Source organism: Roseibium aggregatum, from assembly GCF_017309185.1.
Taxonomy (GTDB): Bacteria; Pseudomonadota; Alphaproteobacteria; order Rhizobiales; family Stappiaceae; genus Roseibium; species Roseibium aggregatum_B.
In genome coordinates this window covers 2,141,368-2,167,148 of record NZ_JAEKJZ010000001.1, presented here as the reverse complement: position 1 = coordinate 2,167,148, position 25,781 = coordinate 2,141,368, and the positions used below count along the sequence as shown (strand labels likewise).

The following is a 25,781-nucleotide window of genomic DNA, read 5'->3' as shown; positions in this document are numbered from 1 at the left end:
ATTTCTACTCATAACGCCCGAACAGCGACCCGATTAGCCGGACATTGACGCTTGGGCTTATCTGGCAGGTTCATGAATGGTGGGTCCGCACCCGAGATTTGCGGCTCCGGTCCGGGATCAGTGCTTGCCTGCGTTCGTTCGAACAGAGACCAGTCTTGCGTGTCCGAACTCGATCAGATTGAGGACAAGGCATGATGCGACAGCGAACAATCCGACAATGGCTATCCAGTGCAGGAAAAAACGGGCCGCATCGGCATTGAAGTCCCACATGACCGGGCTCTGGCGGAACGTCAGCCGTGTCCAGACATCCAGTGCGGCGGCGCTTTCCAGGCCTAAGACCAACAGGATCAGGGCACTTGTCGCCGATCCGATTTTCCAGGAAACACCCGCAAACCGGAGTCCTGTCAGATTGCGCATGAGAGACACAAGCCTGCTCCAGTTGAGCCCGATATGCAGCCCGACAAGGGCAATCATCCAGTAGGCGGAATACCAGTGCACCTCTCGCAGAACAAAAACCTGCTTGACCGAGAGAAATGCGAAGACACTCCGGGAAATCAACAGGCTCGAGATCATGAGCACAATCGTTGCGCTCGCCAGGAGCGCGGTGATCGCGACGCTTGCCGCGCGGCGGAGCGTGTAGTTGCCCTTTGGCAGGGAGCACCACCAGTTCAAGTTGGACCGGATGTGAAATCCCAATACGAGAAACAAAGCCGTTCCAAAAAGCTCGTGCGCGAGATTGCCCAACCACCAGTAGGCAAAACACAGCAGCAGCAGGAGGCTGGCACCAAGCACAAGCGAGAGGCGATACGAACTTCCTCGCAGGCTCATTCGTAGTTTCTCAGTTGGTCGAAGGTGTACATGAACTCACGTCCGTCCCGGGCCTGGTGACAGGAGCGGCAGCGCTGCGTGTTCTCATTCAGGTTGATCGAGCCGTCCGGCCAGAACCACTGGAACTGCCAGTTTTCGGTGCGCATCGCTTCTTCATAGTCATCGCCCCAGTTCTCGCCCTTCTCCATCACGAACAGACGGTAGACTTCGCCGTTACGCCAGTCCTGGAGGATGACCTGAGTTCCCGGCGGGATTGGCTCACCGGCCTTCGCTGCATCGGCCGCTTCCCGGGATGTATACATGAACTCCGTTACTTCGCCGCGTCTGACAGTGGTGTAGTGCTCCAGCTCGCCCAGATTGCCGGGAAAGCGGACCCTGTTCTGCTCCGCGAGTGCGGAAGCGGTTGAGACCAATGTGGCAGTTACGGCGCCGGCAATAACCGTGCTTTTCATAATGGGAGTTTTCCTCTTGCCCGGACCGGCACGCGCCGCCGGTCAACTCTCGGAGATATCTGGGAGGGAATTCGGGAAAGATTAGCTGGCGTTTCCCGATAGGCTCTATGAGCACAGCGGATGAATGCGTGCGACGCTTCAGCTCTTCACGCCGGAGACTTCAAGCCAGGAAGACACACGTTCGATGATTGCCCGTTCCTGGTCGCATTCGAGGACAAACGGGTCCAGGACCGTCGCTGCCGGAACGAGTTCGGCAACCGTTTCGAGAGCGCTGCCGGGTCCATATCCGCCATGGGTCACGAACGGAACAAGCCGCTTTCCCGAAAAATCGTTCGCGCTCAGGAAGGTTCTTACCGGCGCGGGCAACGCTCCGCCCCAGATCGGAAAGCCGAGAAAGACCACATCGTAGCCGGCGAAACTGGCGGGCAGATCCTCAAGTGCCGGTGCAATTTCGGCGTCCCGCTGGCGGCGCGCGAGATCGACATGCCGGTCGTAGTCCTCCGGATAGGGTTCTCGCGTCCTGATTTCAAAGAGGTCCGCGTCCTGTTCCCGGCTAAGAAAACCGGCGATCACTCGCGTATTTCCACTGCGCGACAGATAGGCTACGAGCGTTTGATTTCCGGGCGAGGCTGGCAGCGCTTTTCCCGTGCTGCCTGCCAGAGCAGCCAGAAAGAGCGTGTTGACGGCATCCCGCCGCGTGAGCACCGATGGTATGGTCATGTCGCCTGTTTCCTTTTAATTCCTCCTCAGGACCTCTCGATCACCCGGCTCAATGCGGGAACCTCCTCGACACCCCTGCCGGCAAGCGGATTTCTGACAAGGAAGGCGAGTGCGATCGCGAGCGCTGTCGCAAGGAAAGTGCCGCCGGCCGTGAAGGTGAAGGCAAGGCCGCGGGCAAGTTCATCGCTGCTCTCTACCGCCTGCGGAGAGACCAGCGAAAAGACCACCAGCAGGACGGCCAGGCCGAGGGCCCCGCCGAGCTGATGGAACACATTCACGAGCCCGGACGCGGCGCCGGTATCCTCGGAACGGACACCGCTGACGCTGGCCACCGTAAGCGGACCGAGGGCCGCGCCGTTGCCGAGGCCGATCAAAATCATGGGGAGCGCGAAGCCGGCGATGAACGAGCTGTGAGCGGTTGCCTGCCCCAACCAGAACAGTCCGGCAGAGCCAAAGGCAAGGGCGAGCGCCATCAGGCCGCCGTTGCCCAGGCGTGCGGTGAGCCGGGGTACGAACAGCGATGCAAGGAAACTCGGGATCGTAAGCGGCAGAAACGCCATGCCCGCCTGCGTCGGCGTGAACCCGAAAACGTCCTGCAGGAACTGTGTCGTGAAGAAGAAGAACCCCAGCATTGCGCCGATGAACAGCATCCGGGCGAGATAGGCGGCAGAGCGCTGGCGGCTGTTGAACAGGCGCAGCGGCAGGATGGGCTGTTCTGCCTTTCTCTCGTTGATCACGAAGAACAGCAGGAGAAGAATGCTCGCACCAAGCGAGGCAAGAACAGTCTCGTCGTAGAAGCCGTCCGCGGCCGATCGCTCGATTCCAAAGACGAGTGCCGTCATGCCGAGCGTGGAACTCAGCGCTCCCGCCAGATCGAAGCGGCCGGTCTGTCTGTCTGTCTCATCGAGAATGAGGCGGGCGACAATCATCAGTCCGATGCCGATCGGCACATTCATGAAGAACCCGACACGCCAGGAGAGTTCACCGGCGAGAAGCCCGCCGACCAGAAGGCCGAGGCTGGCCCCGCCCCCTGCGACAGCGGCATAGTAGGCCAGCGCACGCGTTCTTTCAGCTCCTTCGGCAAAATGCACGGAAAGCAGGGCGAGCGTGGACGGTGCGAGCACCGCAGCACCGATCCCCTGCACGGCCCGGCCGGCGACCAGCGCCGCCGGTGTCTGGGCAAGACCGATCGCCATGGAGGACAGGGTGAACAGGCCCAGCCCCCAGATGAACATGCGCCGGCGGCCGGCAATGTCCCCTGCCCGCGCGCCCAGAAGCAGCAATCCGCCGAAGCTGAGCATGTAGGCGTTCTGCACCCAGGAAAGCGCGGATGGTGTGAACCCGAGGCCGTCGCGGATCTTCGGCAAACCTGTAATCACGATGGACGTGTCGAGCACGATCATCAGGTAGCTGACGAGAACGATCACCAGCACGGCACCGGGGTTGACGTTCCCTGTTTCAGTTTCGGACGGCGTGGTCACTGGCAGTCTCCTGGATGTCTTCGGTCGAACGACACCCTCGGGTTTCGCGCAGTCCCCACCAGCCTGGGGACGCCTGCGTTATCGGGCGTTCGTGAACCGTGAAAAAAGTGGAATAATCCGTCGGTCGGCAACCGCGCGAACCTTCTGATACATAGAATAGGGAGCCGCCGGCTTATTCACTGGACGACATAAACCGAATGGGCTTATGTCTCAATTTCATGAAAACTCGCGTGCGGCAGATTGAAATCCCGTCCGAGGTCATTAATTAGCTTTCTTGGAAAATGTCCCTTTTGCCTATCGCTGGAGATCATGAATGAAGCGGGATGAACTCGGAGACCTCGCAGCCTTTCTGGCAGTTGCTGAAGAACAGAGCTTCACCCGTGCAGCCGCTCGCATCGGAACCTCCCAGTCGTCCTTGAGCCATACGGTCCGCAGGCTGGAGGAACGTCTTGGGGTCAGGTTGCTGACAAGGACCACGCGGAAGGTGTCGACCACCAAGCCGGGAGAACTCCTTCAGGAAACGCTTGGCCCGGCCTTCGAGGACATCCGCCAGCGCCTCGACACACTGAATGAATTCCGGGAACGGCCCGCCGGCAATCTCCGGATCACGTCGAGCAAGCACGCTGCCCAGACCATTCTCCTGCCCGCGATCACCAGGCTCATGCGGGACTACCCGGACATCAATATCGAGGTCGCGGTAGACCAGAAGCTGACCGACATCGTCGCCGAACGCTACGATGCAGGAGTGCGCCTGGGCGAGCAGGTCGAAAAGGACATGATTGCCGTGCGCATCGGGCCGGAAACCCGAATGGCCGTGTTCGGATCACCGGATTATTTCAAGGACAAACCTGTACCGGAAACGCCCTACGACCTGACGGACCATATCTGCATCAACCTTCGCCTGCCTACGCTTGGCGGGCTCTACGCGTGGGAGTTCGAGCGCGACGGACGTCCGCTCAATGTCCGTGTCACCGGCCAATTCACCTGCAACGACGTCGAATTGATCATCAGATCGGCGGAAGAAGGCCTTGGTCTGGCCTGCCTGCCGCAGGAGCATATTGGCGACCGCGTAAACTCCGGCAAGCTGATCCGGGTCCTTGAGGACTGGTGCCCGCCCTTCCCCGGCTATCATCTCTACTACCCAAGCCGGCGCCAATCGTCGCCGGCCTTCGATCTGCTGGTCAACGCCCTCCGCTATCGTGGATGACCCGGTACCGAGCAATTTGCGATGGATCATCGAGCTTTTCATGAACCAGAACGCATAGTTCATGTCGGAACGGACCTCTAATCGGTCCTGGCTCCTCACCTTAGATTGGAAACCGGCAGAGAATTGGACGGGTGGTTTCTCCAACCCGTCAACTCCGCCGAATGTCATTCAATCGGAAGACGCACCGTGAGCGGCCGTAGCAGCCGCCCAAAAATTGGGCGTTTCCAGAAAAGGAGCCAATCATGAAAATGCGCAAACTCGGCGTGCGTGGACCCGAGGTTTCGACCGTCGGTCTCGGCTGCATGGGCATGAGTTTTTCCTATGGCGACATTCCCGATCCGGTCGACATGATACCGGTGCTTCGCCAATCCTTTGAGGCCGGTGTCACCTTCTTCGACACCGCCGAGATCTACGGTCCCTTCACCAACGAACTTCTCGTCGGCGAAGCACTCGAACCGTTTCGCGACAAGGTAACAATCGCAACCAAGTTCGGTTTCGACATTTCGGACGACGGCAAGATCAACGGGGTCGGTTCCGATCCGGACCGGATCCGCAGGGTTTGCGATCAGTCGCTCAAGCGTCTGCGCACGGATGTGATCGATATCTTTTATCAGCACCGTGTCGATCCCAACGTGCCGATCGAAGACGTCGCGGGAACGGTCAAGGATCTGATCGGCGAAGGTAAAGTCCGGCATTTCGGCCTGTCGGAGGCAGGTGCGGAGACGATCCGAAGAGCGCACGCGGTTCAGCCGGTGTCGGCCCTTCAGAGCGAGTATTCACTCTGGACCCGACAGCACGAGAAAAACATCATGCCGACCGTGGAAGAACTAGGTATCGGCTGGTGCGCCTATTCTCCGCTCGGCAAGGGATTTCTGACCGGCAAGGCACCGGATGCCTCGGAACTCAAGGACGGCGATTTCCGCAAGAACCTTCCGCGCTACCAGCCGGAGGCGATGAGGCACAATCAGGCGCTGGTCGACCTCTTGCGCGAAATCGCCTTCGGCAAGGATGCCACGCCGGCACAGGTCGCGATTGCCTGGATCCTTGCGCAAAAGCCCTGGATCGTCCCGATCCCCGGCTCGACGAAGCTTCATAGAATAGAAGAAAACATCGGCGCGACGGAGATCGAGCTCACGTCATCAGACCTTGCCCGCATCGATGAAGCCGCGGCAAAAGTGGAAGGTTCCCGGTATACAGAGGCACTTGAGGCGTCGACCGGGCTCTAAAGCTGAAGAAAGATCCGGTCAGGCATGGTCGCTTGCGTGCGCCTTGCAGGTCAGGATCCAGTTTACCCCAAAACAACTAAAGGCGGACAAACGCTCAGGGCCCCGGGCGAAACCGCAAATCGTCTGGTTTCTGAGACTCTGCGTAACGATTGCTTGCGCCAACACCACGGGTTTCAAGCAAAGGCTTGCGTCGCTTTTTGTCACGCAAGCCACGATACCGAGCGAGCTTCCGGGCTTGTGCTTTCCAGGTGCGTCACCAGCCAGGGTATCACCCAAGACCCCTCCAATCATCGACAGTTCACGGCTCGCGTAGGCAATCTGCGCTCCAACGAAACCTAAAGACGTGGTGGCCTCTGTGACGACGATTGACCAAATCGAGACTGTGATCCTCGATATTCCGACCATCCGCGGACATGTGCTTTCCATGGCCACGATGCGGTCGCAGACGGCGGTCCTTGTCAGGGTGAAGTTCTCGGACGGTTCGGAAGGTATTGGCGAAGGCACGACAATCGGCGGCCTCAGCTACGGTGCGGAAAGTCCGGAAGGCATACAGTCCGCAATCGACACCTACATTGCGCCAACCCTCGCAGGGCGAGACGGAAACGATGTCAACGGCGCCATTCAGCTTGTCGACAGGCTGGTGAAAGGCAACAGGATTGCCAAGACCGCGGTCGAGATCGCCCTTTGGGACGGTTTGGGTAAGCGTTTGGGCGTGCCGGTGTCGCAGCTTTTCGGCGGCGCTGTTCACAAGGCATTGCCGGTCGCCTGGACATTGGCATCGGGCAACTCCGAGACCGACATCGCCGAAGCGCAGGAGATGATCGAAACCCGGCGCCACAACATCTTCAAGCTGAAGATCGGCAAACGTGGCGTCCGCGACGACATAGCCCACGTTGCGCGGATCAAGGCGGCGATCGGCGATACCGGGAGTGTGCGCGTCGATGTCAACCAGGCCTGGAGCCTGGCTGACGCCCGCTGGGGTCTCAAAGGGCTGCAGGAAGTCGGGTGCGAACTGGTGGAGCAGCCGGTGCAGGCCCGGTTCCGCAGGGCAATGGCCGAACTGACCAACGGGTATGAGATCGCCGTCATGGCGGATGAGGCGCTGAACGGGCCTGAGGATGCCCTGACGGTCGTCGCCGGCAATGCCGCAGACGTCTTCGCCGTGAAGGTGGCGCAGTCCGGCGGGCTCAAGCGGGCTTCCGAGGTGGCGGCCATCGGACAGGCAGCCGGGCTGGGCCTTTACGGCGGCACGATGCTCGAAACAGGTCTCGGCACCGCCGCCGCATTGCAGCTCTTTTCAACGGTCGAGGCACTGCGCTGGGGAACCGAGTTTTTCGGACCGCTTCTCCTGACCGAGGAGATCCTTTGCGAACCGATCGTCTATTGCGATTTCTGCGTCGAAATCCCCACGGGGACCGGCATCGGCGCATCCCTGGACCCGGACAAGGTCGCATTCTACCGGCGGGATCGCGGCCGGACTATCAAGGCAGCCGCTGGCGAATGACCGGCGGCTGGGAGGACAAATTTCAAGGCGCGCCCGAAGCGCCTCGGCAGTCAGGAGGAGGACCACCGATGTTTACCCAATCCAATCTCGACGAATTCGAAAGGCGTGTCGACGGAGCGATCCAGGAAGATCCTGAGAACGGCGTTTTCCGCTGCCGGCGAGACATCTTCACCGATGAAGACCTGTTCGAGCTGGAAATGAAGCACATCTTCGAGGGCAACTGGATCTACATGGCGCATGAAAGCCAGATCCCTGAGCCGGGCGACTATTTCACCCTCTTCATGGGCCGAACGCCCGTGGTCATCACCCGCGACAAGGATGGCGAACTGCACGCGCTGGTGAATGCATGTTCGCACCGGGGCGCGATGCTCTGCCGTTTCAAGCGCCGCAACCAGAAAACCTTCACCTGCCCGTTCCATGGCTGGACGTTTTCAAACACGGGAAAACTTCTGAAGGTCAAGGATCCCAAAGGAGCCGGATATCCGGAGCAGTTCAACAGGGATGGCAGCCACGATCTGACCAGGGTCGCCCGGTTCGAGAATTACCGCGGTTTTCTTTTCGGGTCTTTGAGCGCCGATGTGCAGCCGCTCGAGGACTACCTTGGCGAAGCCCGCAAGATGATCGACATGATCGTCGATCAGGCGGACGACGGCCTGGAAGTTCTGCGCGGCTCTTCGACCTATACCTACGACGGAAACTGGAAGCTTCAGGCCGAAAATGGCGCCGACGGCTACCACGTGTCAGCGGTCCATTGGAACTATGTCGCAACCACCGCCCACCGCGGCGACGAGGGCAAGGAAGACACCATCAAGGCGACTGATGCTTCCAAGTGGGCCAAGCAGCGCGGCGGTTTTCACGCCTATGAAAACGGTCACATCCTGCTTTGGACCGAGTGGGCCGATCCGACCAACCGTCCGGGCTACCCGCGCCTCGAAGAGTGGAGCTCCAAATTCGGCAAGACGAAAGCCGAATGGATGGTCGGCGTACTGCGCAACCTCTGTCTTTATCCGAATGTCTTCCTGATGGATCAGTTCAGCTCCCAGATCCGGGTTTTCCGGCCCGTCAGCGTCGACAAGACAGAGGTCACGATCTACTGCATCGCGCCCAAGGGCGAGAGCCAGGAAGCCCGTTCGCGACGGATCCGGCAGTACGAGGATTTCTTCAACGCCTCCGGCATGGCCACGCCCGACGATACCGAGGAATTCCGGGCAACACAGCGCGGTTATGCCGGTGGGGCGCATGCCGAATGGAACGACCTGACCCGCGGCGCGACCCAGTGGATCGAAGGGCCTGATGCGGACGCCAAGGAACTGGGCATCAACCCGGTGCTGTCAGGCGCCCGCACCGAGGACGAAGGGCTCTTCGTCATCCAGCACACGAACTGGTCCGAACGTATGGCCGACGCCATCGTCAGGGAACGGGGCAATGCACAGCCTGTGCCCGTAGCGGCTGAGTGAGGAGGAGGAACCATGAACACCGTAGCGCTTAACCGCCCTGCCCCCCAACCGGAATGCGCATTGAGCTTCGATGAAATTCAAGCGTTTCTCTACGCTGAAGCGCGCGCGCTGGATGACCGCGACTGGGACACGTGGCTGACCTTCTACCACAAGGATTGCCCATTCTGGATGCCGACCTGGGACGACTTCGATGAGTTGACGGAAGACCCGCAGAACGAGATGTCGCTCATGTACTACCCAAACAGGCAGGGCATCGAGGATCGCGTTTTCCGCATCAAGACCGACCGGTCCTCGGCGACCTCGCTGCCCGAGCCGCGCACCAATCACAACATCTCGAATATCGAGGTGGTGGCGGTAGAAGGACCGGAGATCAAGCTGCGCTTCAATTGGCACACGCTGAGTTACAGGTATGGGGTCACCGACCAGCACTGGGGCACATCGTTCTATACGATCGACGCCAGCGGCCCGGGACCGCAGATCACGGACAAGAAGGTGGTCCTGAAAAACGATCACATCCATCACGTGATCGACGTCTACCACATCTGAATTCTTCCAGCGGGAGCGGAAATAACCTTCGCACGCCCCTCAAGGGTGCGCGGCGACGGGAGGAGCATGCCATGACGAGCTACACAATTGCCCTGAATTTCGAGGATGGCGTTACACGCGTCATCCAGTGCGAGGACGACGAGAAGGTCACCGATGCCGCCTTCCGCCAGAAGATCAACCTGCCGATGGATTGCCGCGACGGGGTTTGCGGCACCTGCAAGTGTTTCGTCGAGCAGGGCGCGTACGAGCTGGAATTCTACATGGACGAGTCGATGAGCGATGAGGAGGCCGATCAGGGCTATGCCCTCACCTGCCAGATGATCCCCGAAAGCGACTGCGTGGTCCGGGTGCCGGCCTCGTCATCTGTTTGCAAGACGGCTCCGGAAACCGTCGACGGCAGGGTTCTGGCCGTCGACCGACTGTCGGAAACGTCATTCGGCCTGCGTGTCGAACTGGCCAGGCCGATCAACTTCCTGCCGGGCCAATATGTGAACCTCAGCGTTCCCGGCACTCCAAATCACCGCTCCTATTCCTTCTCGTCCGCGCCGGGCGCACAGGAGGCGTCCTTCCTGATCCGGAACCTGCCAGGCGGACTGATGAGCACTTATCTCGACGAACGGGCACAGCCAGGGGACGAGGTGACGGCGACCGGCCCCATGGGCGCCTTCTACCTGCGCCCCATCGAACGTGCCCAGGTTTGGCTGGCAGGCGGAACCGGCCTGGCTCCGTTCCTGTCAATGCTGGAGCAGGTTGCCGACCAGGGTTTGGACCATCCGATCATTCTTTACTATGCCGTCACCCGTGCCGCCGATCTGGTCGAGTTGGGCCGCGTAAACGAGCTTGCTGAACAGATCGGCGCTGTCACGGTCATCACGATCCTGGCGGCTGAGGATGAAACACACGAGCGCAAGGGCTTCGTTACCGATCACGTGACGGTTGACGACCTGAACGGCGGCGATTGCGACGTCTATCTCTGCGGTCCCCCGCCAATGGTCGATGCCGTCCGCAACCACTTCGGCAAGCTCGGCGTCGAGCCGGCGAACTTCTACTACGAGAAGTTCAATCCGACGGAAGCCGAGGCCGAAGCCGCATGACCCGCCGTTTTGACGAAAAGGTCATGGTGGTGACCGGCGCGGCACAAGGCATCGGACGCTGTGTCGCGGAGTGCGCCGCAGCCGAAGGGGCCCTTGTGCTGATTGTCGACCGTTCTCCCGCCCGCAAGGACGTCGTCAAGGCAATTCGCGCGGCAGGCGGCACGGCCGAAGCGATTTCCACCAATCTGGAGACCTGGAACGGGTGCGAAAAGGCGATGCAGAAGGCCATCGACCTTTGGGGACGGATCGACGTTCTCGTGAACAACGTCGGCGGCACGATCTGGGCCAAGCCCTATGAGCACTACGAACCCAAGCAGATCGACGCGGAAGTGAAGCGTTCCCTTTTCCCGACGCTTTACTGCTGCCGCGCGGCAATCGAACACATGCTTCAAAGGCAGGCCGGCGTGATCGTCAACGTCTCGTCCATCGCCACACGCGGCCTCAACCGCGTGCCCTATTCGGCGGCCAAGGGAGGCGTGAATGCCATCACCGCCAGCCTTGCGTGGGAAGTCGCCGAGCGCGGCATTCGTGTTGTCGCAACCGCACCCGGCGGGACTGAGGCTCCGCCGCGTATCGTGCCACGCAATCCGAACGCGGACCAAGAACAACGCGCGGACTGGTACCAGACCATCGTCGATCAGACGATCGGATCCACTTTCATGAAGCGCTATGGAACGCTCGACGAGCAGGCAGGGCCCATCCTGTTTCTGGCGTCGGACGCCGCTGCTTACATCACCGGGGTAACCGTCCCGGTCGGAGGCGGCGACCTGGGTTAGGTCCTGAGGAGGGGCCAGCCAACCTACCGGAGGAGAACATACGATGAAACGCGCAATCCTGGCAGCCCTCGGGCTTGCCTCCAGCTTCACATTGCCTGCGAGCGCCGAAGACATCAAGGTCGGCCTGCTGCTGCCGTTTTCCGGTGTCTACGCCGCGCTCGGCAATGACATCGAGACTGGGTTCAACCTTGCCCTCGAACATTTCGGCGGTGAGACGGACGCCACGTTCGAAATTCTCAAGGAAGATACGGAAGTAAAGCCTCCCGTTGCCCTGGGCAAAGCAAAGAAGCTGATTTTGCAGGATAAGGTCGATGTCATGGCCGGGATCGTCAGCTCCGGCGTTCTGGGGGCTGTTCGCGATCTGGTCCACGGCGCGAACGTTCCGTTGATCGTGGCCAACGCCGGCAACGACGAAGCCACCGGGGCCAATTGCTCGCCTTTCATCACGCGCATGTCGTTTTCCAACGGACAGGTCAACCGTCCGATGGGCAAATGGCTGCATGACCAGGGTATCGGCAAGGTGTTTACCCTGGCGCCGGACTATGCCGCGGGCCGCCAGATGATCGACGGTTTCGTTTCAACTTTCGCTAAAGCGGGCGGTAAGATCGTCGGCCAGGAATTCACCCCGTTTCAGAAAACGCAGGATTTCGGGCCTTATCTGGCAAAAGCAAAAGCCAGCGGCGCAGATGCGGTTTTCGTCTTTTACGCCGGCGGCGAAGCAATCTCCTTCGTCAAGCAATACGACAGCTTCGGTCTGAAGTCAGACCTGCCTCTTTACGGTTCGGGCTTCCTGACCTCGCCGCTTTATGTCAACGCGGAAGGCCCTGCAGCCGAAGGTGTGATCACCGCCCTGCACTACGTTCCGACCATCGAAAGCCCCGCGAACGAGACGTTCGCCCAGGCCTTTGAGGCAAAAACCGGCCGTGTACCATCGGAATTCGCGGTCCAGGGATACGATGCCGCGCGCGCATTGATCGAGGCGAGCAAAACCGGTGCGAATGATCGTGAAACGCTCGCCAACGCATTGCGTCAGGTCAGCTTCGAAGGGCCGCGCGGCAAACTGTCGATCGATCCCGCGACGAACAACATCGTTCAGCCAATCTACGTCTACGAGACCGTAATGGGAGAAAACGGCCTGACCCAGAAGGTGCTCGCCCAGTTGTCCGCCGAGGCTGACCCGGCCAATGGCTGCGAGATGGCTCCCGTTTCCAAATGAGGCAACCTGCCCGGCCGCATTCGCGACCGGGCCATCACTGGGAGGAGCGTTTCTTATGGCTCACGATTTGGGGTTCTGGACGCTTCAGACGCTGAATGCGCTGCAACTGTCCATGCTGCTTTTTCTGCTTTCGATCGGTCTGACGGTCATCTTCGGGCTGATGCATTTCGTCAATCTCGCGCATGGATCCCTCTATGCGCTGGGAGCCTATTTCGCCGCTTCTCTGGCGGCTGTTGGCGGCTACTGGATGGGATTTTTCCTGGCACCTGTCGCGGTAGCCGGCATCGGTATTCTGCTCTATTCCGGCTTCATCAAACGGATGCGCAAGTCCGGGCCGATGGCGCAGGTTCTGGTGACCTTCGGCCTCATCTTCGCGCTTCTAGATCTTACCAGGATTTTCTGGGGCGACCTTGCGCTCGCCATTGAAGTTCCCTCGGCTCTGGCCGGACGTCTGGATTTCCTTGGTGTCGAATACCCGGCCTACCGCCTGTTCATCATTGTCCTGGGGGTTGCGATCTTCGGCTTGTTGGCTTTCGTGTTGGGACGCACCCAGATCGGCGCAATGATCCGCGCGGGGGTCGACAACGATGCCATGGCCGCCTGCCTCGGTATCAATGTCGAAAGGATGTTCTTCGTCGTCTTTTGCGTCGGCTGCGCTCTTGCGGGCCTTGCCGGCGCCGTCGCGGCGCCGCTGCTCAGCGTCACGCCGGACATGGGTCTCCACGTTCTTATTCCGACGCTGATCGTCATCGTCATCGGCGGGCTCGGATCCCTCAAAGGCGCGATCGCGGGGTCGCTGATCTACGGCTTTGTCCAGACTTTCGGCGCGGTGCTTGCCCCGCAACTTGCCTCGGTTCTCATCTATGCCCTGCTGGCGGCGGTCCTCGTGATCAAACCTGTGGGCCTGTTCCCGGCGAGAGGATGACACCATGTTCCGTCACAATGCACTTCGCTATGCCGTTCTTGTGGCTCTTTCCCTGGCCGCGTTGTTCCAGGCTTTGACGGCCGAGTATTTCGGCCTGGAAATCCTGACAGAAATCCTCATCCTTGCGGTACTCGTCCTCGCGCTGGACATGGTGGCGGGATTCGGAGGTCAGGTCTCGCTCTGCCATGGCGCGCTCATGGGCGTTGGCGCTTACGTTTATGCTCTGGTCTCGGCGAAGGCGGGTATCGCGCCGCCGGTGGCAATGGCCTCCGCCGTAGCCGTGACCGGCGTCATCGCGTGGGTGATCGGCGCCATTTGTTCGCGCAGTCACGGCATATATTTCATCATGGCGACGCTCGCCTTCGGCCAGATGGCCTATGCCTACGTGTTCGAGGCACCGGTCTTTGGCGGAGACGACGGCCTGAGCGGTATCTCCAGGCTGGATCTGAGCCTTTTCGGTATCGACCTCGATGACAGCCGCAGTTTCGCGCTGTTTTGTCTCGCAGTCGCAGGGGCTGTCTACGGCGCGTCTGTCATGACGCTGCAGTCGGGGCTTGGGCGCTCGCTCACGGGCGTCATGCACAATGAGCAGCGCATGCGTGCATTAGGACTGACCGTCTGGCGGGTGAAAGCGGACGTCTTCGGTCTTTCGGGCATGATTGCAGGCCTTGCCGGAGTTCTGGCTGCCCAACACGTCATGTATATCTCGCCGGGCCTCCTGAGCTGGACGGTCTCCGGAGAGGCGCTTGTCGTCGTGATACTGGGCGGCTTGGGCACTCTGGTCGGTCCTCTCATCGGCGCCGCAGCCTTCGTTTTGCTCAAACATGAAATCAGTGCCTGGACAGACCACTGGCATCTCGTCGTGGGCGTCGTGCTGATCGCCGTGGTGATGAGCGGCGCCAATGGGATCTTCGGCTGGGCCGAAGCCCGCTGGGGCGGCTGGCTCGAGCGCCGCATGGCCGATGCCACCCGAAAGCACGAGCAGGAAGAGGTTGTGAGCGATGCTTGAAACGCGAAACCTGGATAAGAGCTTTGGCGCTGTTCACGTCACACGGGACGTGTCATTGAAACTGGAGCGCGGAGAACGGCGGGTAATACTCGGCCCGAACGGAGCCGGCAAGACCACGCTTTTCAACCAACTCGTCGGTGAACTGACGCCCGACAGTGGTTCGGTTCACCTTGCAGGGGAAGATGTGACCGCTCTGCCCGTGGCCAGACGGGCCCGGCGCGGTCTGTCGCGCAGTTATCAGAAAAACACGCTGTTCGACGGACTGACCGTTGAAGAAAACCTCAGCCTTGCCGCAGCCGTACACACGGGAAACGCAAGCCAGCTCTGGTCGGACAGTTTTACAAAGCCCGAGGTCCATGAAATCGTCGCCGAGGTGGCGGAGCAGGTCAATCTGATGCCCTACATTCATGCCAGGGTCTCCGAGATCAGCTACGGTGTCCGGCGACAGCTCGAGGTCGGGGTCGCCCTTGCCACACGCCCGCTGGTGCTTCTGATGGACGAACCGACAAGCGGTGTCGGACCAGAGATGTCGAAGGGGTTTCATGACCTGCTCAACAATCTGCCACGCGATCTTACTCTCCTGATCATAGAGCACGACATGGACCTTGCCTTCGATGTGGCGGACACGATCACTGTGTTGAACTACGGCGAAGTCGTGTTCGATGGCGTACCGGAGGCAGCACGCAATTCGAAACTGCTCAAGGAGATCTATCTGGGGAGCTGGGAAGATGCTTAAACTGAACGCAATCCAGTCCGGTTACGGTGAAACCCAGGTCCTCTACGGATTGTCGCTTGAAGCGCTTCAGGGAAGGATACTGGCCATTCTGGGACGCAACGGCGCCGGCAAGTCCACGACTCTCAAGACCATCATGGGGCTGTTGCCACTGAAATCGGGAGAGATCTTTTTTGAAGGCAAGCCAATCGCGTTTCAACCGTTCGACATTGCCAAGAGCGGTATTGCCTACGTGCCGGAGACGCGCGACATTTTTCCATCACTGAGCGTGCGAGAAAATCTCGAGATCGTCGCCAAACGGTTCGGCAGTTCCGGGGCGGTGTGGACAATGGAGCGTGTTCTGGAGCTGTTTCCGCGACTAGGCGAACGCCTGGAAAACGGCGGCACCCAGCTGTCCGGTGGCGAACAGCAGATGCTCGCCATCGCCCGCGGACTTTTGATGAACCCGCGTCTTCTGATCCTCGACGAGCCGACCGAGGGACTGGCACCGATTATCGTCAAGCTAATCCACGACAAACTGCAGGAGCTCAAGAATACTGGGCTTTCCATGATAATCGTCGAACAGAATTTCGGCTTCGCAACTTCGTTGGCTGATGATGTTGCGGTTGTTGGCAAGGGCAAGGTTGTCTGGACCGGCAGCTCCGGAGAAATTCGCGCGGACGAGGAGGTTCAGCACACTTGGCTTGGCGTTTAGTGAGGACCGGAAGACATTCGGCAAACAGATCGATCTGAGAGCTGCGCGGCACGTGAACACAGGCTCCGCATGCTCCGCACGGCAAAGTTCAAGGTGATCAAAGAACCTTGCGGGCAACCTTGTGCGCCAGGCGGACAAAGTTCTGAACGTGCACACCTTGTTCGTCCAGCCTGTAGTTCACAGACAGGGTTGTGCGTGCGATTTCCGGTTCGATATTGAGGAATTTCATGTTCTTTCGCGGAGCGGTGGCAACAGACGCCGGAACGATGCAAACACCCTCCCCTACCGAAACCAGACTCAGAGCCGTTTGAAGGTCCATGCACCAGACGCGCAACGGCACTTCGAACCCCGCATCCCGGCAGGCATTCAGAACGAAATCGGCGTAGCTCGGCCGGGGATACTCCGGATAGAGGATCAGGTGATGGGTTTCCAGCCGCTCCAACTTTGCGATTGTGCGCCCACCGGTGTCGATCGAATCCGGCAAAGCAAGGATCAGCTTTTCTTCCATCAGTTCCTTCGTCAGAAACTCAGGATCCTGCAAGGCAGGCCGTGCGAACGCCACATCGATCTCGCGTGACACCAGTGCACGGTGGAGCTGGGCGTTGTTCATCGGGATGAGGTTGAGGTTCACCTCGGGAAAGGTTGCGCGGTAGGATTTGATGATGTTGGGAAGGATTCCAAAGGTGGCGGAGCCGACAAAGCCAATTCGCAGCCGCCCCTCCGCTCCCTGCCCGAGCCGGCGGACTTCAAGTCGTGTGTCAGCAAGTTGCGCCAGGATCGACTTGCCTCTTTCGAGCAGTCGTTCACCGGCCTGGGTCAACGTGATCGCACTTCTGCCCCGGTTGAACAGAGGCGCCTCCAACTCTTCCTCCAATTGCTTGATCTGCCGACTAAGTGGAGGCTGCGCCATGCCGAGACGCTCAGCCGCGCGACCGAAGTGCAGTTCTTCAGCAACGGCGATAAAATATGTCAACTGTTTGAAGTTCAATGTTCGCCCTCCCCCGGCTGATTGTCTAGGATACAAGTTCGAACGAAAAAAGGCCCCCTTCCAAAGGGAGCCAGTCTTCAGGGAGAATACTTGGGACTACTCTGCCGCGATTGCGTGTTCCGCAGCGGCGGCCTTGAGTACGAAATCGAATTCGAAATGCAGGTCCGTGCCCAGTTCCTCAGGCGCGGGCTTGAAATTGCCGATCAGGCTTTCCTTGACCGCGAAAACGCTGTCTTCTTCGAGCCACTCACTGTCCCCGTCGTAGATCTGGCTGATCAGCGGGCGGAAACCTTCCTTGGAAATGATGAAGTGCATGTGGCCTGGCCGGTTCGGGTGGTGCCCCATGAAGTGCAGCAGTTCGCCGGCGGTTTCGTCTTCGGGGATCGGATAGGGAACAGGACGCACGGCCACGAAGGCATAGTGACCGTTTTCGTCGGTCTCGTATCGGCCGCGCAAGTTGTATTCGGGTTGATCCGGATCGAGGTTTTCATAGATGCCGTTCGGAGCGTCCTCCCAAACGTTAAGGGTAACGCCGGGAATGCCGTCACCGTTCTCGTCGCGGATGTAGCCCTCATAATAGGCGGTTTCCTCGTTGTCGAAGTGCTTCTGGATCATTGAAGCGCCTTTGGGCAGGACCGGCGGATTCTCTCGGTAGAATGGTCCAAGCACGGTCGACTCGCTTTCCTTGCCTTCGACCGGATTGGTCAGCATGTCGACCAGCACCTCAACCCCAAGAATGTCGGCCAGCAGAATGAATTCCTGACGGTTTTCGTTACAAAGCTTGCCCGCGCGCGCGAGGTAGTCGCAGGCGGCCAGGAATTCGCCGTGTTGCAGTTTCACGTCCTTGACGAAGGCATGCATGTTCCTGATCAGCGAAACCATGATTTCGCGCTGGCGATCTGTGATGTCGCCATGCTTGCCGAGACTCTCGATCACGACGTCCGTTATGTTGTCCTGATTGACGATACCCATGATTTCTCCTCCTCCTGGCACTCTGGGATACGTGCTCGGGACGCTCCCACGCCCCTTCGACCAACACACTTGTCGAAATCACAGGCCACCCCAATGCCTGCTGCGGTATCGAGTAATACTGTTTTGGATTGCCTCGTCATCGCGTTTGACTGCCGAAGATCCGCAACAGGCTGCTGCCCTGGCCTATTACAGAGTATCGCCCCATACCCTCACCGGCATAGCCACCCATCGGCCGGTCATGTCAGCTAGGCGCGAATTCAAGAACCGACGACAGGAGGCGCGCGTGATCAAAACCTTCAGACATATCCAGTCGGCCCTGGAGGAAACGCCTCACCTGCTACGTCTCGGTCAGTTGTTCAGTGAGACCGTACTGATCGAGGTCGACGGCAATGAATACTATCTGACCTTCGAAAAAGGACACCTCTCGGAGGTGGTCGAGGGCCCAAGCCGGAAGACACCCTGGCGCTTTGCCTTGCGTACCGACACCGAAGCTCTTCGCAAGTTCTGGGAGGCCTGCCCTGACCCCGGATTTCATGACATCTTCGGGCTGGTGAAGATCGGCCGCGGCAGGATCGACGGCGATATACTGAGCCTCGTGAAGAACCTGCGTTTCATGAAGGAAGTCCTCACGCTTGCGCGCGCAACAAAGGAGCTGGCCGCATGAGCATCGAACCGATTACCGGCCGCTACATGACCGTCAAGATTGGGGGAACGTCCCGGCGGATCTACTTCGAGGAAGCCGGCCAGGGCCGGCCGGTCCTCTGCCTGCACACGGCCGGCGCCGACACCCGTCAATGGCGTCATCTGATGAACGACAGCGAAGTCACCGCATCCAACCGCCTGATCGCTTTCGATATGCCCTGGCATGGCAAGTCGCTACCGCCTGAAGGCTTCGAGACGCAGGAATACCTTCTGACGACAGAAGCCTATATCGAGACCGTGCTTGCCGTGACCGAAGAACTCGGACTCGAACGCCCCCTGCTTGCCGGCTGTTCGATGGGTGGGCGGATCGCGCTGCAACTTGCGGCGTCCCATGCGGACCGGTTCAGCGGGTTCATTGCGATCGAAGCCTCGGATTTCCAGCCGGCCTGGTATGACATCGACTGGTTCCATCGTCCCGACGCTCATGGCGGCGAAATGGGGGCGGCGCTGGTCTCGGCCAATATTTCACCCTACGCCCCGAATGCCGAGCGTTGGAACACGCTGTGGATGTTCATGCAGAGCGGACCGGGCGTCTTCAGAGGAGATCTGAGTTTCTATACGAGGGACGACAGCCTGATCCCGCGTCTGCCCACCATCGATACCTCGAAGACACCGGTTCACATCATCGTCGGCGCCTATGACCTGACCTGCACACCGGAAGATGCCGAGCGAACAGCCAAGGCAATCCCGGGCGCGACACTCGCCGTAATGGATGAACTCGGACATTTTCCGATGAGCGAGCATCCCGCGGGGTTTCGGCCTTATTTCATCGAAGCCCTCGGCAGGATGCCGTCGTATACGGCCGAAGCCGCCTGACGGATCGAGAGCTGCACGAGGGTCGGAGCAATGCCCATGGTCCGGAAGTAAAAATCGCCATTCCGGTCGATCGGACGAGTTCGACATTTATCTCTTGCGGAGCGACCCATGGCAGCTCCACGAACCGGGTTGCGGACCAGCGTTCGGCTGACACCATACCTGGCCGGAATGACGACACGATGGTATGTCGGCTATCCGCGAGAGCCTTGTTCTCGTGTTCCTTCTTTTGCCCCCCGTTCAGAAACACTCAATTGAAGAAGGTGCCATCGAAAGGGATCGTGAGAAGCCGGTCCACTCAACGTTCGGCAAACAAGCCTTCGCTCGTGTAAACTGCGCCAGAGCTACAGGAGAGACCGGCACTCCCAGCGACCGCTGGCGATTTCTTCCGACAGGATTTCAATGAAGAGATCCCGGACATAGGCCATTGAACGGGACGTGGGCGCATCGCGACGCTCGCAGAGGTACAACGAACGCTTGATCGACGGATCGACGATTTCACGTCCGATGATGTTCGAGTTGAACGCGCCATGGGCGAGATTTGCAGGCGTGCCCAAAATGACTCCGTAGCCGCTGTTCACGAACAGCGCCGCTGCCGCAACGTTTTCGGAAAAGAAACTTGCATTGCGTTCGAGCTGCTTTTGAATATCCGTATCGTCCGTTATCGGTCGCCCCCTCGGTCCCTTGCGCGTAAGCACAAAGCGTAAGGTCAGGAAATGCTCGAACGTCATGGGTTTGTCCGGATCGCCGATCAATTGGCGTGTTCCCAGACACAACATGTCTTCTTCAAGCAGGGGGGTAAGCGCCAGGCGCGAGTCCCGCGGTGGATTATAAGCAACCGCCAGATCGACATCCGCTGCGAGCAGCCGCTCGATCGTGGCCCCGGAAACGCTCTCGGCAATTTCGAGCTGCAGGCCCGGCTGGCGTTCGGCGACCGTCTGGATCAGTGGCAAGGCAGTCCCCATCACCGCCGAAAAAGCCAACCCAACCACGGCGCGGCCTGTGAGGCTGTCGGTCGTGTCCCGCATGTCGCTCTCGGCATTGTCTACCGCCCGCAAAATGGCCGCCGCGTGCAGATAGAATTGCTGTCCCGCCGCCGTCGGCAACACGCCGCGCGACGAACGTTCGAACAGCGTTTGCCCTAGCCTGTGCTCGAGGTTGACGAGATGATGAGCGATGACCGAGGGAGCACATCGTTCCAGTTCGGCCGCACCGACGATACTGCCGGCGTCAAAAACCGATTTGAAAACGCGTATCTGACGAATATCCAACTTGCTCTCGATTTTTTAGAGACCTGATAGCTAATCATTATAATACATAGAGCCTTTGAACGGCGCTATGGTCTTTCCAACTGGAGGAAGGACGGTATGACAGACGCATTCAGACCGCTTGAGGGTATTCGTGTCGTGGAGATGAGCCACATGATCATGGGGCCCTCCTGCGGCATGTTCCTGGGCTATCTCGGTGCCGAGGTCATCAAGGTCGAACCGCCACAGGGCGACAAGACTCGTAGCTTGACCGGCATGGGACGGCCGATGTTCCCGCTCTTCAATCGCGGCAAGAAGTCGGTGACCATCGACGTGAAGACCGAGGCGGGCCGAAGCGCTCTGGAAGACCTGCTGTCGACCGCCGATGTCTTCGTCGAAAACTTCCGCGATGCCTCGCTGGCCAAGGCGGGGGTCGATGCGGAAACCCTGCGCCGGAAATTTCCGAGGCTGATCTTCACCGCCTGCAAGGGCTTCCTGTCCGGCCCATACCAGAACCGGACCGCACTGGACGAGGTGGTGCAGATGATGACCGGCCTCGCCTATATGACCGGACCGAGCGGCCGGCCGCTGCGCATCGGCTCCTCAGCCAATGACATCATGGGCGGGCTTTTCGCAGCCTTCTCCGTTCTCGCCGCGCTGATGGAGCGCAAGGAGACGGACACTGGCCGGACCGTTCGGGTGGGTCTTTTCGAAAATTGCCTGCTTCTCGTCGCCCAGCACATGGTCCAGTTCGAACTGGAAGGCAGAAATCCGCCACCGATGCCGGAACGGGAATTTTCCTGGCCGGTCTACGACATCTTTGAAGACATCGACGGTCAGCAGATTTTCGTGGGGGCCGTTACCGAAGGCCAATGGGCGGCAATTTGCAAATTGCTCGGCCTGGAGGGTTTGCTTGACGACCCGCGATTGCAGACCCGGATGGACCAGATCAATGCCAGAGAATGGACGATCCCGCTGGTTGCGGCGAAGATCGCCGACCGCAGAGTAGAAGATCTGGGCCCTGCTCTTGAAGCGGCCGGCCTTCCTTTTGCTCCAATCGCCAAACCCTGCGACATGTATGACGACCCACATGTCATGCGCGAAGGCGGCATGTCGATTTCCACCTATGAGGACACGTCCTTCCGCGCCCCGGCATTGCCCTTCGAGATCGACGGAATGATGCCGACCGGCGGAGGCGACGTGCCGGAAATCGGTCGCGACAATGCGGAAATTCTCGGTGCGCTAGGGCTCTGCGGTGCCGAACTGGACGCCGTTACGGGCCGCAAGTCGGAAGCAGCCTGATGCGTGCGGACCGCCTCTTCCCGAAAGACAGGATTGTCCTGCGCGAGGTTGGATTGCGTGATGGTCTGCAATTGACCAAACAGTATCCGACCACAAAACAGAAACACGACTGGCTGCTGCGGGAGCATGCCGCAGGCGTCAGGCACTTCGAAGTGGGATCGTTCCTGCCTGCGTCGCGCTTTCCGCAATTCGCCGATCTGCGCGAGTTGATCGAATTGGTCGGCGCGTTGGACGGCGCTTGTTCAACCGCGTTGACCCTCAACGAGCGCGGCGTTGCCGATGCGCTCGAGACCGAGGTCGACGAAATCATGTTCGTCCTCTCAGCAACAGAGAGCCACAGCCTTGCCAACACCCGCCGCAGCCGGGCCGAAGCACTCCGGATGCTGGAACGGATCAACCTGCAACGCTTGAACGGCAGGGGCAGACCGCCGGTACTGACGGTGGGGATCGCCATGGCGTTCGGTTGTTCGCTGGAAGGCGAAGTCGCCCCGAAGGAAGTCATCCGATTGGCCGAAGCCTGCAAGGCGGCGGGTGTCGACACGATCGCCGTCGCAGACACGGTGGGATTTGGCGGCCCGGCTCAGGTCGGACATATGGCGCATGAACTGCGCCGGCTCCTCGGCGACGATCAACCGATATCGATGCATTTCCACGATACACGCGGCCTCGCCATCGCCAATTGCGCGGCCGCCCTCGACAACGGCATCCGTATTCTCGACGGCAGTCTTGGAGGGCTTGGCGGCTGTCCCTTCGCCCCGGGTGCAACCGGAAACACGGTTTTCGAGGACATGGTGTTCCTCTGCGACACGATGGGCCTTGAGACCGGGATCGATGTAACCGCCCTGGCGGAGGTACGCGCGGTTCTGAGAACCGCGCTGCCGGACGAACCGCTCCATGGCGCGGTGGCGCGTGCCGGAGTGCCGAAGGTGCTGGAGGTCACCTGAGGCGTAGATTCAGAATCAGATCAATATGGGAGGAAAATTCATGATCAGTTTCAGAGCCATAGTGACAAGTGCCGCGGTGTTGGGCGTTTCCGGTGGCGTGGCGGCTGCGCAGGACTATACGATGCGTCTAAGCCATCAGTTTCCGCCAACGCACCACACGGCCGTGCGAATGCAACAATTCGAAAAGGACGTCGAGGCGGAGACCGGCGGCGCGGTGGACGTTCAGATTTTTGGTGCCGCGCAACTCTACAATCCGAAACAGCACCATGCGGCGGTGGCTGCCGGTGAAATTGAATCCGCAATCATCCTGAACCTGCAATGGGGAGGTACCATTCCGGAGATGGCAGTCACGCTCATCCCGTACCTCATGTCGTCTCCGCAAGCCCAGCAGGCTTTCATGGGTTCGGAAGCCGCCAGCCTTCTGGACGATAAAATGTTGGAAAAGGGCATCCGCAATATCGGCTGGATAGTCGACACGAACGATCTGATCTTCACGTCTTCCAAAGAGCATCTGGATGAACCGTCGGACTTCGAAGGCATCAAGATCCGTGGCCTGACGCCACTCTTCAACGAAGGCCTCGTGGCGCTTGGTGCGACCCCGGTCAACATGCCAGGCTCGGAAACCTATCAGGCGCTCCAGACCGGCGTGATCGATGCGGGTGTGACCGGTGTCGCCGCTGCCTACAGCCGGAAATTCTATGAAGTGCAAGGCTACGGCACGGCAACGCCGATGTTCCTGGCATTCGACAATCTCGTGGTGAACCCAGCCTGGTGGGACGGACTGCCGGAAGAAGTGAAAAGCGGAATTCAGCGCGCGGCGGACAAGGCGGTCGAAAGCTCGATCATCACAATCGACGGGATCAGGCCAGAAGACATCGAAAACCTGAAAAGTGTCGGGATGGACGCCAGGGTCTTGACCGACGAGCAGATGGCCGCCATGCGCGACATCATGCAACCGGCTGTTACGGAAGCCTTTCTGAAAGAGACCGGCGAAGACGGAAAGCACCTGCTCGGACTGCTCGGTCAGAATTGAACCGGCATGTCGACTGAAACCAAGGACCGCGGCTCCGTGAACGCGGACGGATTGCCATCTGACCGGTTGCGCGCTTACGAGCGCGCAGTCAGTTTCCTGGTCGAAGCGGCCTTCGCCCTCGCGACTTTGCTGGTGCTCGTGGACCTCGTGTTGCTCGGGATGTCGGTGACGGCGAGGTATCTCGTCAACATGCCGATCACCTGGAGCGACGAAATCGTAGCGCTCTCATTGACGGCGATCACGATGCTGGCAGCCCCGAAGGTGCTGTTCGATCACGGCCACATTGAAGTGGACATCCTCACCTCGATGACACGCGGCAGGCTGTCGCTGGCGCTCCGCGTGTGGTCGTCCCTTGCGGTCTTGGCCGTCGCCCTGCTGCTGATCTTCAATGGCTGGTCGACCGCAATGTTTTCCAGGCTGATCGGCCTGCTGACCGAAGGTTACCTGGAACTCCCGCTTTGGCCTCTCCAGCTTCTCCTGCCGCTTGGAGGAGCGCTCCTGACCCCGGTCGTCATCCTTCATCTGTGGCAGATAGCGGTTCTGTGGCGGCAGAACGGGTCGCGGTCCCCGCAGGATGCTTCGCTCATCGACTGAAAGAGCCGGAAATGATCATCGCCATTATTCTAGTTTCGCTGCTGGTTCTGCTTTTCACCGGTCTGCCGATCTTTGCCGGACTTACCGTCTACGGTGGCGCACTGCTCCTGATGACACAAGGCAATTTCGGGCCGGTGACCGACATCATGTTTCACGAGGTGAACCGGTACTTGCTGGTCGCGATTCCGCTGTTCGGCTTCATGGCCAACATCATGATCAAAGGCAAGGTCGTCGACGATCTGTATGACGCAGCCTACACCTTCACCCGCCATCTGCCCGGTGGACTTGCAGTGGCGACGATCCTCGCGTGCACCGTTTTTGCCGCGATCTCCGGTTCCAGCGTGGCGACTGCCATGACGATCGGTTCGGTGGCGATTCCACAGATGCTGCGCTTCGGGTATGACGAGCGACTGGCCTATGGTGTCGTCGCCGCCGGTGGTACGCTCGGCATACTGATCCCTCCCTCCGGCCCGATGATACTTTACGGTGTCACAACGGACACTTCGATCGGGGGCCTCTTCATGGCCGGCATGGTACCCGGCGCGCTGATGGCCGGCATCTTCATCGTCTGGGCTCTGGTTCGCACCACGATTTCCGGCACGACGACGCGGGAAAAGATGGCCAGTGTTGATGAAATGGCTCTCGCGATGCGCAAGTCCTTCTGGGCGATACTGATGCCATTGATCGTCCTCGGTGGCATGTATGCGGGCGTTTTCACGGCCACCGAAGCCGCGGCGGCGGGGGCCTGGCTGGCGCTCCTCATCACCGTTTTCGTGTATCGCAGCGTCGGACTGCGGGCGATTTGGCAATCGGCGGCGGAAGCTGCCCGAATGTCGGCTATGCTGTTCATGATACTGGCTGGAGCAACCGTGTTCAGTCATGTGCTCACCAAGATGCGCGTTCCACAACAGTTCGTGGAAGCTCTCGTTGCCGCGGATCTTGGAATGATGGGCTTCGTTGTCGTGATGATGGCTGTCGTGCTGATCCTGGGCATGTTCCTGGAGTCGGTCGCGATCATCCTTATAACCGCACCGATTATTCTGCCCGCGATGATTCATCTCGAGATCAATCCGGTCTGGTACGGGGTGTTGCTTGTCGTCAACCTGGAGATGGCGATGATCACGCCTCCAGTAGGCATGAACCTCTTCACACTCAAGGCGATAACAGCCGCCCCCATGGCGCGGATTGTCGCCGGTTCTGCCCCCTATGTTCTGCTGATGGGCCTGATCTTGGCACTGCTTATCCTGTTCCCGCAACTCGCGCTCTGGCTGCCTTCGAAGCTTCTGTAGTGGCGAGGCATTGCGGTCGAGCCCTCAAA

At 59.7% G+C, this 25,781-nt stretch carries 26 protein-coding genes; 19 read left to right on the top strand and 7 right to left on the bottom strand.

Annotated features, from left to right (window positions below; all coding sequences use genetic code 11):
• Positions 1 to 117: 117 nt before the first annotated feature.
• The 4 genes from JF539_RS09370 to JF539_RS09355 all read right to left on the bottom strand — a co-directional run bounded on the left by JF539_RS09370 (position 118) and on the right by JF539_RS09355 (position 3,481).
• Positions 118 to 828 (bottom strand): DUF4405 domain-containing protein, encoded by a 711-nt coding sequence (locus tag JF539_RS09370; RefSeq protein WP_207140024.1) that lies wholly within the window; start codon positions 826 to 828, stop codon positions 118 to 120.
• Positions 825 to 1,280: a cytochrome P460 family protein gene (locus JF539_RS09365; RefSeq protein WP_207140023.1), complete on the bottom strand. Its 456-nt coding sequence runs from the start codon at positions 1,278 to 1,280 to the stop codon at positions 825 to 827. The genes JF539_RS09370 and JF539_RS09365 overlap by 4 nt, the downstream gene beginning before the upstream one ends.
• A gap of 138 nt (positions 1,281 to 1,418) precedes the next feature.
• Entirely contained in the window at positions 1,419 to 2,000 is a 582-nt protein-coding gene (locus JF539_RS09360; RefSeq protein ID WP_207140022.1) for a flavodoxin, read from the bottom strand.
• Between the two features lie 26 nt (positions 2,001 to 2,026).
• Positions 2,027 to 3,481 carry an MFS transporter gene (locus tag JF539_RS09355; RefSeq protein WP_207140021.1) on the bottom strand — a complete coding sequence of 485 codons (1,455 nt, stop codon included), beginning with the start codon at positions 3,479 to 3,481 and terminating at the stop codon, positions 2,027 to 2,029.
• Between the two features lie 313 nt (positions 3,482 to 3,794).
• On the opposite strand from JF539_RS09355, the gene JF539_RS09350 reads away from it, so the two are divergent.
• The 12 genes from JF539_RS09350 to JF539_RS09295 all read left to right on the top strand — a co-directional run bounded on the left by JF539_RS09350 (position 3,795) and on the right by JF539_RS09295 (position 15,868).
• The gene (locus JF539_RS09350) at positions 3,795 to 4,688 is read left to right on the top strand and encodes a LysR family transcriptional regulator (RefSeq protein ID WP_207140020.1); all 894 of its coding nucleotides are present in this window, start codon (positions 3,795 to 3,797) and stop codon (positions 4,686 to 4,688) included.
• Positions 4,689 to 4,930: 242 nt separating this feature from the next.
• Positions 4,931 to 5,914 (top strand): aldo/keto reductase, encoded by a 984-nt coding sequence (locus JF539_RS09345; RefSeq protein ID WP_207140019.1) that lies wholly within the window; start codon positions 4,931 to 4,933, stop codon positions 5,912 to 5,914.
• Positions 5,915 to 6,260: 346 nt separating this feature from the next.
• Positions 6,261 to 7,418 carry a muconate cycloisomerase family protein gene (locus JF539_RS09340; protein WP_419247679.1) on the top strand — a complete coding sequence of 386 codons (1,158 nt, stop codon included), beginning with the start codon at positions 6,261 to 6,263 and terminating at the stop codon, positions 7,416 to 7,418.
• Between the two features lie 68 nt (positions 7,419 to 7,486).
• Positions 7,487 to 8,875: a benzoate 1,2-dioxygenase large subunit gene (gene benA, locus JF539_RS09335; protein WP_207140017.1), complete on the top strand. Its 1,389-nt coding sequence runs from the start codon at positions 7,487 to 7,489 to the stop codon at positions 8,873 to 8,875.
• Positions 8,876 to 8,887: 12 nt separating this feature from the next.
• Entirely contained in the window at positions 8,888 to 9,421 is a 534-nt protein-coding gene (gene benB / locus JF539_RS09330; RefSeq protein WP_207140016.1) for a benzoate 1,2-dioxygenase small subunit, read from the top strand.
• 71 nt (positions 9,422 to 9,492) lie between these two features.
• Positions 9,493 to 10,515, top strand: a complete 1,023-nt coding sequence (gene benC, locus JF539_RS09325; RefSeq protein WP_207140015.1) for a benzoate 1,2-dioxygenase electron transfer component BenC — start codon at positions 9,493 to 9,495, stop codon at positions 10,513 to 10,515.
• Positions 10,512 to 11,291, top strand: coding sequence for a benzoate diol dehydrogenase BenD (gene benD, locus JF539_RS09320; protein ID WP_207140014.1), 780 nt, complete (start codon positions 10,512 to 10,514; stop codon positions 11,289 to 11,291). Before benC ends, benD begins: the two co-directional genes overlap by 4 nt.
• Before the next feature lie 43 nt (positions 11,292 to 11,334).
• Positions 11,335 to 12,507, top strand: coding sequence for an ABC transporter substrate-binding protein (locus JF539_RS09315; RefSeq protein WP_207140013.1), 1,173 nt, complete (start codon positions 11,335 to 11,337; stop codon positions 12,505 to 12,507).
• Between the two features lie 55 nt (positions 12,508 to 12,562).
• The gene (locus tag JF539_RS09310; protein WP_207140012.1) at positions 12,563 to 13,432 is read left to right on the top strand and encodes a branched-chain amino acid ABC transporter permease; all 870 of its coding nucleotides are present in this window, start codon (positions 12,563 to 12,565) and stop codon (positions 13,430 to 13,432) included.
• Between the two features lie 4 nt (positions 13,433 to 13,436).
• Positions 13,437 to 14,441, top strand: a complete 1,005-nt coding sequence (locus JF539_RS09305; protein WP_207140011.1) for a branched-chain amino acid ABC transporter permease — start codon at positions 13,437 to 13,439, stop codon at positions 14,439 to 14,441.
• Between the two features lie 49 nt (positions 14,442 to 14,490).
• The gene (locus JF539_RS09300) at positions 14,491 to 15,177 is read left to right on the top strand and encodes an ABC transporter ATP-binding protein (RefSeq protein ID WP_328809244.1); all 687 of its coding nucleotides are present in this window, start codon (positions 14,491 to 14,493) and stop codon (positions 15,175 to 15,177) included.
• The gene (locus JF539_RS09295; protein WP_207140009.1) at positions 15,170 to 15,868 is read left to right on the top strand and encodes an ABC transporter ATP-binding protein; all 699 of its coding nucleotides are present in this window, start codon (positions 15,170 to 15,172) and stop codon (positions 15,866 to 15,868) included. Before JF539_RS09300 ends, JF539_RS09295 begins: the two co-directional genes overlap by 8 nt.
• 97 nt (positions 15,869 to 15,965) lie before the next feature.
• On the opposite strand, the gene JF539_RS09290 is transcribed toward JF539_RS09295, so the two are convergent.
• Both JF539_RS09290 and JF539_RS09285 read right to left on the bottom strand, forming a co-directional pair.
• Positions 15,966 to 16,841: a LysR family transcriptional regulator gene (locus JF539_RS09290; RefSeq protein ID WP_236042357.1), complete on the bottom strand. Its 876-nt coding sequence runs from the start codon at positions 16,839 to 16,841 to the stop codon at positions 15,966 to 15,968.
• 111 nt (positions 16,842 to 16,952) lie between these two features.
• Positions 16,953 to 17,828, bottom strand: coding sequence for a dioxygenase (locus JF539_RS09285; protein ID WP_207140007.1), 876 nt, complete (start codon positions 17,826 to 17,828; stop codon positions 16,953 to 16,955).
• Between the two features lie 283 nt (positions 17,829 to 18,111).
• Between JF539_RS09285 and JF539_RS09280 the strand changes: the two genes are divergently transcribed.
• Both JF539_RS09280 and JF539_RS09275 read left to right on the top strand, forming a co-directional pair.
• Positions 18,112 to 18,492: a hypothetical protein gene (locus JF539_RS09280; RefSeq protein ID WP_207140006.1), complete on the top strand. Its 381-nt coding sequence runs from the start codon at positions 18,112 to 18,114 to the stop codon at positions 18,490 to 18,492.
• Positions 18,489 to 19,346 (top strand): alpha/beta fold hydrolase, encoded by an 858-nt coding sequence (locus tag JF539_RS09275; RefSeq protein WP_207140005.1) that lies wholly within the window; start codon positions 18,489 to 18,491, stop codon positions 19,344 to 19,346. Before JF539_RS09280 ends, JF539_RS09275 begins: the two co-directional genes overlap by 4 nt.
• 341 nt (positions 19,347 to 19,687) lie before the next feature.
• Here the strand turns inward: JF539_RS09275 and JF539_RS09270 are convergent, their stop codons facing one another.
• On the bottom strand, positions 19,688 to 20,614 hold the full coding sequence (locus JF539_RS09270) for a LysR family transcriptional regulator (RefSeq protein WP_207140004.1): 927 nt from the start codon (positions 20,612 to 20,614) through the stop codon (positions 19,688 to 19,690).
• A gap of 96 nt (positions 20,615 to 20,710) precedes the next feature.
• On the opposite strand from JF539_RS09270, the gene JF539_RS09265 reads away from it, so the two are divergent.
• The 5 genes from JF539_RS09265 to JF539_RS09245 are packed head-to-tail and all read left to right on the top strand — an operon-like array spanning position 20,711 to position 25,752.
• Entirely contained in the window at positions 20,711 to 21,892 is a 1,182-nt protein-coding gene (locus JF539_RS09265; RefSeq protein ID WP_207140003.1) for a CaiB/BaiF CoA transferase family protein, read from the top strand.
• Positions 21,892 to 22,836: a hydroxymethylglutaryl-CoA lyase gene (locus JF539_RS09260; protein WP_207140002.1), complete on the top strand. Its 945-nt coding sequence runs from the start codon at positions 21,892 to 21,894 to the stop codon at positions 22,834 to 22,836. Before JF539_RS09265 ends, JF539_RS09260 begins: the two co-directional genes overlap by 1 nt.
• 40 nt (positions 22,837 to 22,876) lie before the next feature.
• Positions 22,877 to 23,869 carry a TRAP transporter substrate-binding protein DctP gene (gene dctP / locus JF539_RS09255; protein ID WP_207140001.1) on the top strand — a complete coding sequence of 331 codons (993 nt, stop codon included), beginning with the start codon at positions 22,877 to 22,879 and terminating at the stop codon, positions 23,867 to 23,869.
• A 6-nt stretch (positions 23,870 to 23,875) separates the two neighbouring features.
• A complete protein-coding gene (locus tag JF539_RS09250; protein ID WP_207140000.1) occupies positions 23,876 to 24,463 on the top strand; it encodes a TRAP transporter small permease in 588 nt (195 codons plus the stop codon).
• Between the two features lie 11 nt (positions 24,464 to 24,474).
• Positions 24,475 to 25,752 (top strand): TRAP transporter large permease, encoded by a 1,278-nt coding sequence (locus JF539_RS09245; protein WP_207139999.1) that lies wholly within the window; start codon positions 24,475 to 24,477, stop codon positions 25,750 to 25,752.
• Positions 25,753 to 25,781 lie beyond the last annotated feature (29 nt).

What these genes read in the sequence shown, in the direction of transcription:
- benD (WP_207140014.1), top strand. Translation starts at nt 10,512, where the DNA reads ATGACCCGCCGTTTTGACGAAAAGGTCATGGTGGTGACCGGCGCGGCA.
- JF539_RS09285 (WP_207140007.1), bottom strand. Translation starts at nt 17,828, where the DNA reads ATGGGTATCGTCAATCAGGACAACATAACGGACGTCGTGATCGAGAGT.
- JF539_RS09305 (WP_207140011.1), top strand. Translation starts at nt 13,437, where the DNA reads ATGTTCCGTCACAATGCACTTCGCTATGCCGTTCTTGTGGCTCTTTCC.
- JF539_RS09370 (WP_207140024.1), bottom strand. Translation starts at nt 828, where the DNA reads ATGAGCCTGCGAGGAAGTTCGTATCGCCTCTCGCTTGTGCTTGGTGCC.
- JF539_RS09275 (WP_207140005.1), top strand. Translation starts at nt 18,489, where the DNA reads ATGAGCATCGAACCGATTACCGGCCGCTACATGACCGTCAAGATTGGG.
- JF539_RS09345 (WP_207140019.1), top strand. Translation starts at nt 4,931, where the DNA reads ATGAAAATGCGCAAACTCGGCGTGCGTGGACCCGAGGTTTCGACCGTC.
- JF539_RS09360 (WP_207140022.1), bottom strand. Translation starts at nt 2,000, where the DNA reads ATGACCATACCATCGGTGCTCACGCGGCGGGATGCCGTCAACACGCTC.
- benC (WP_207140015.1), top strand. Translation starts at nt 9,493, where the DNA reads ATGACGAGCTACACAATTGCCCTGAATTTCGAGGATGGCGTTACACGC.
- JF539_RS09245 (WP_207139999.1), top strand. Translation starts at nt 24,475, where the DNA reads ATGATCATCGCCATTATTCTAGTTTCGCTGCTGGTTCTGCTTTTCACC.
- JF539_RS09350 (WP_207140020.1), top strand. Translation starts at nt 3,795, where the DNA reads ATGAAGCGGGATGAACTCGGAGACCTCGCAGCCTTTCTGGCAGTTGCT.
- benB (WP_207140016.1), top strand. Translation starts at nt 8,888, where the DNA reads ATGAACACCGTAGCGCTTAACCGCCCTGCCCCCCAACCGGAATGCGCA.
- benA (WP_207140017.1), top strand. Translation starts at nt 7,487, where the DNA reads ATGTTTACCCAATCCAATCTCGACGAATTCGAAAGGCGTGTCGACGGA.
- JF539_RS09260 (WP_207140002.1), top strand. Translation starts at nt 21,892, where the DNA reads ATGCGTGCGGACCGCCTCTTCCCGAAAGACAGGATTGTCCTGCGCGAG.
- JF539_RS09315 (WP_207140013.1), top strand. Translation starts at nt 11,335, where the DNA reads ATGAAACGCGCAATCCTGGCAGCCCTCGGGCTTGCCTCCAGCTTCACA.
- JF539_RS09310 (WP_207140012.1), top strand. Translation starts at nt 12,563, where the DNA reads ATGGCTCACGATTTGGGGTTCTGGACGCTTCAGACGCTGAATGCGCTG.
- JF539_RS09250 (WP_207140000.1), top strand. Translation starts at nt 23,876, where the DNA reads ATGTCGACTGAAACCAAGGACCGCGGCTCCGTGAACGCGGACGGATTG.
- JF539_RS09265 (WP_207140003.1), top strand. Translation starts at nt 20,711, where the DNA reads ATGACAGACGCATTCAGACCGCTTGAGGGTATTCGTGTCGTGGAGATG.
- JF539_RS09295 (WP_207140009.1), top strand. Translation starts at nt 15,170, where the DNA reads ATGCTTAAACTGAACGCAATCCAGTCCGGTTACGGTGAAACCCAGGTC.
- JF539_RS09365 (WP_207140023.1), bottom strand. Translation starts at nt 1,280, where the DNA reads ATGAAAAGCACGGTTATTGCCGGCGCCGTAACTGCCACATTGGTCTCA.
- dctP (WP_207140001.1), top strand. Translation starts at nt 22,877, where the DNA reads ATGATCAGTTTCAGAGCCATAGTGACAAGTGCCGCGGTGTTGGGCGTT.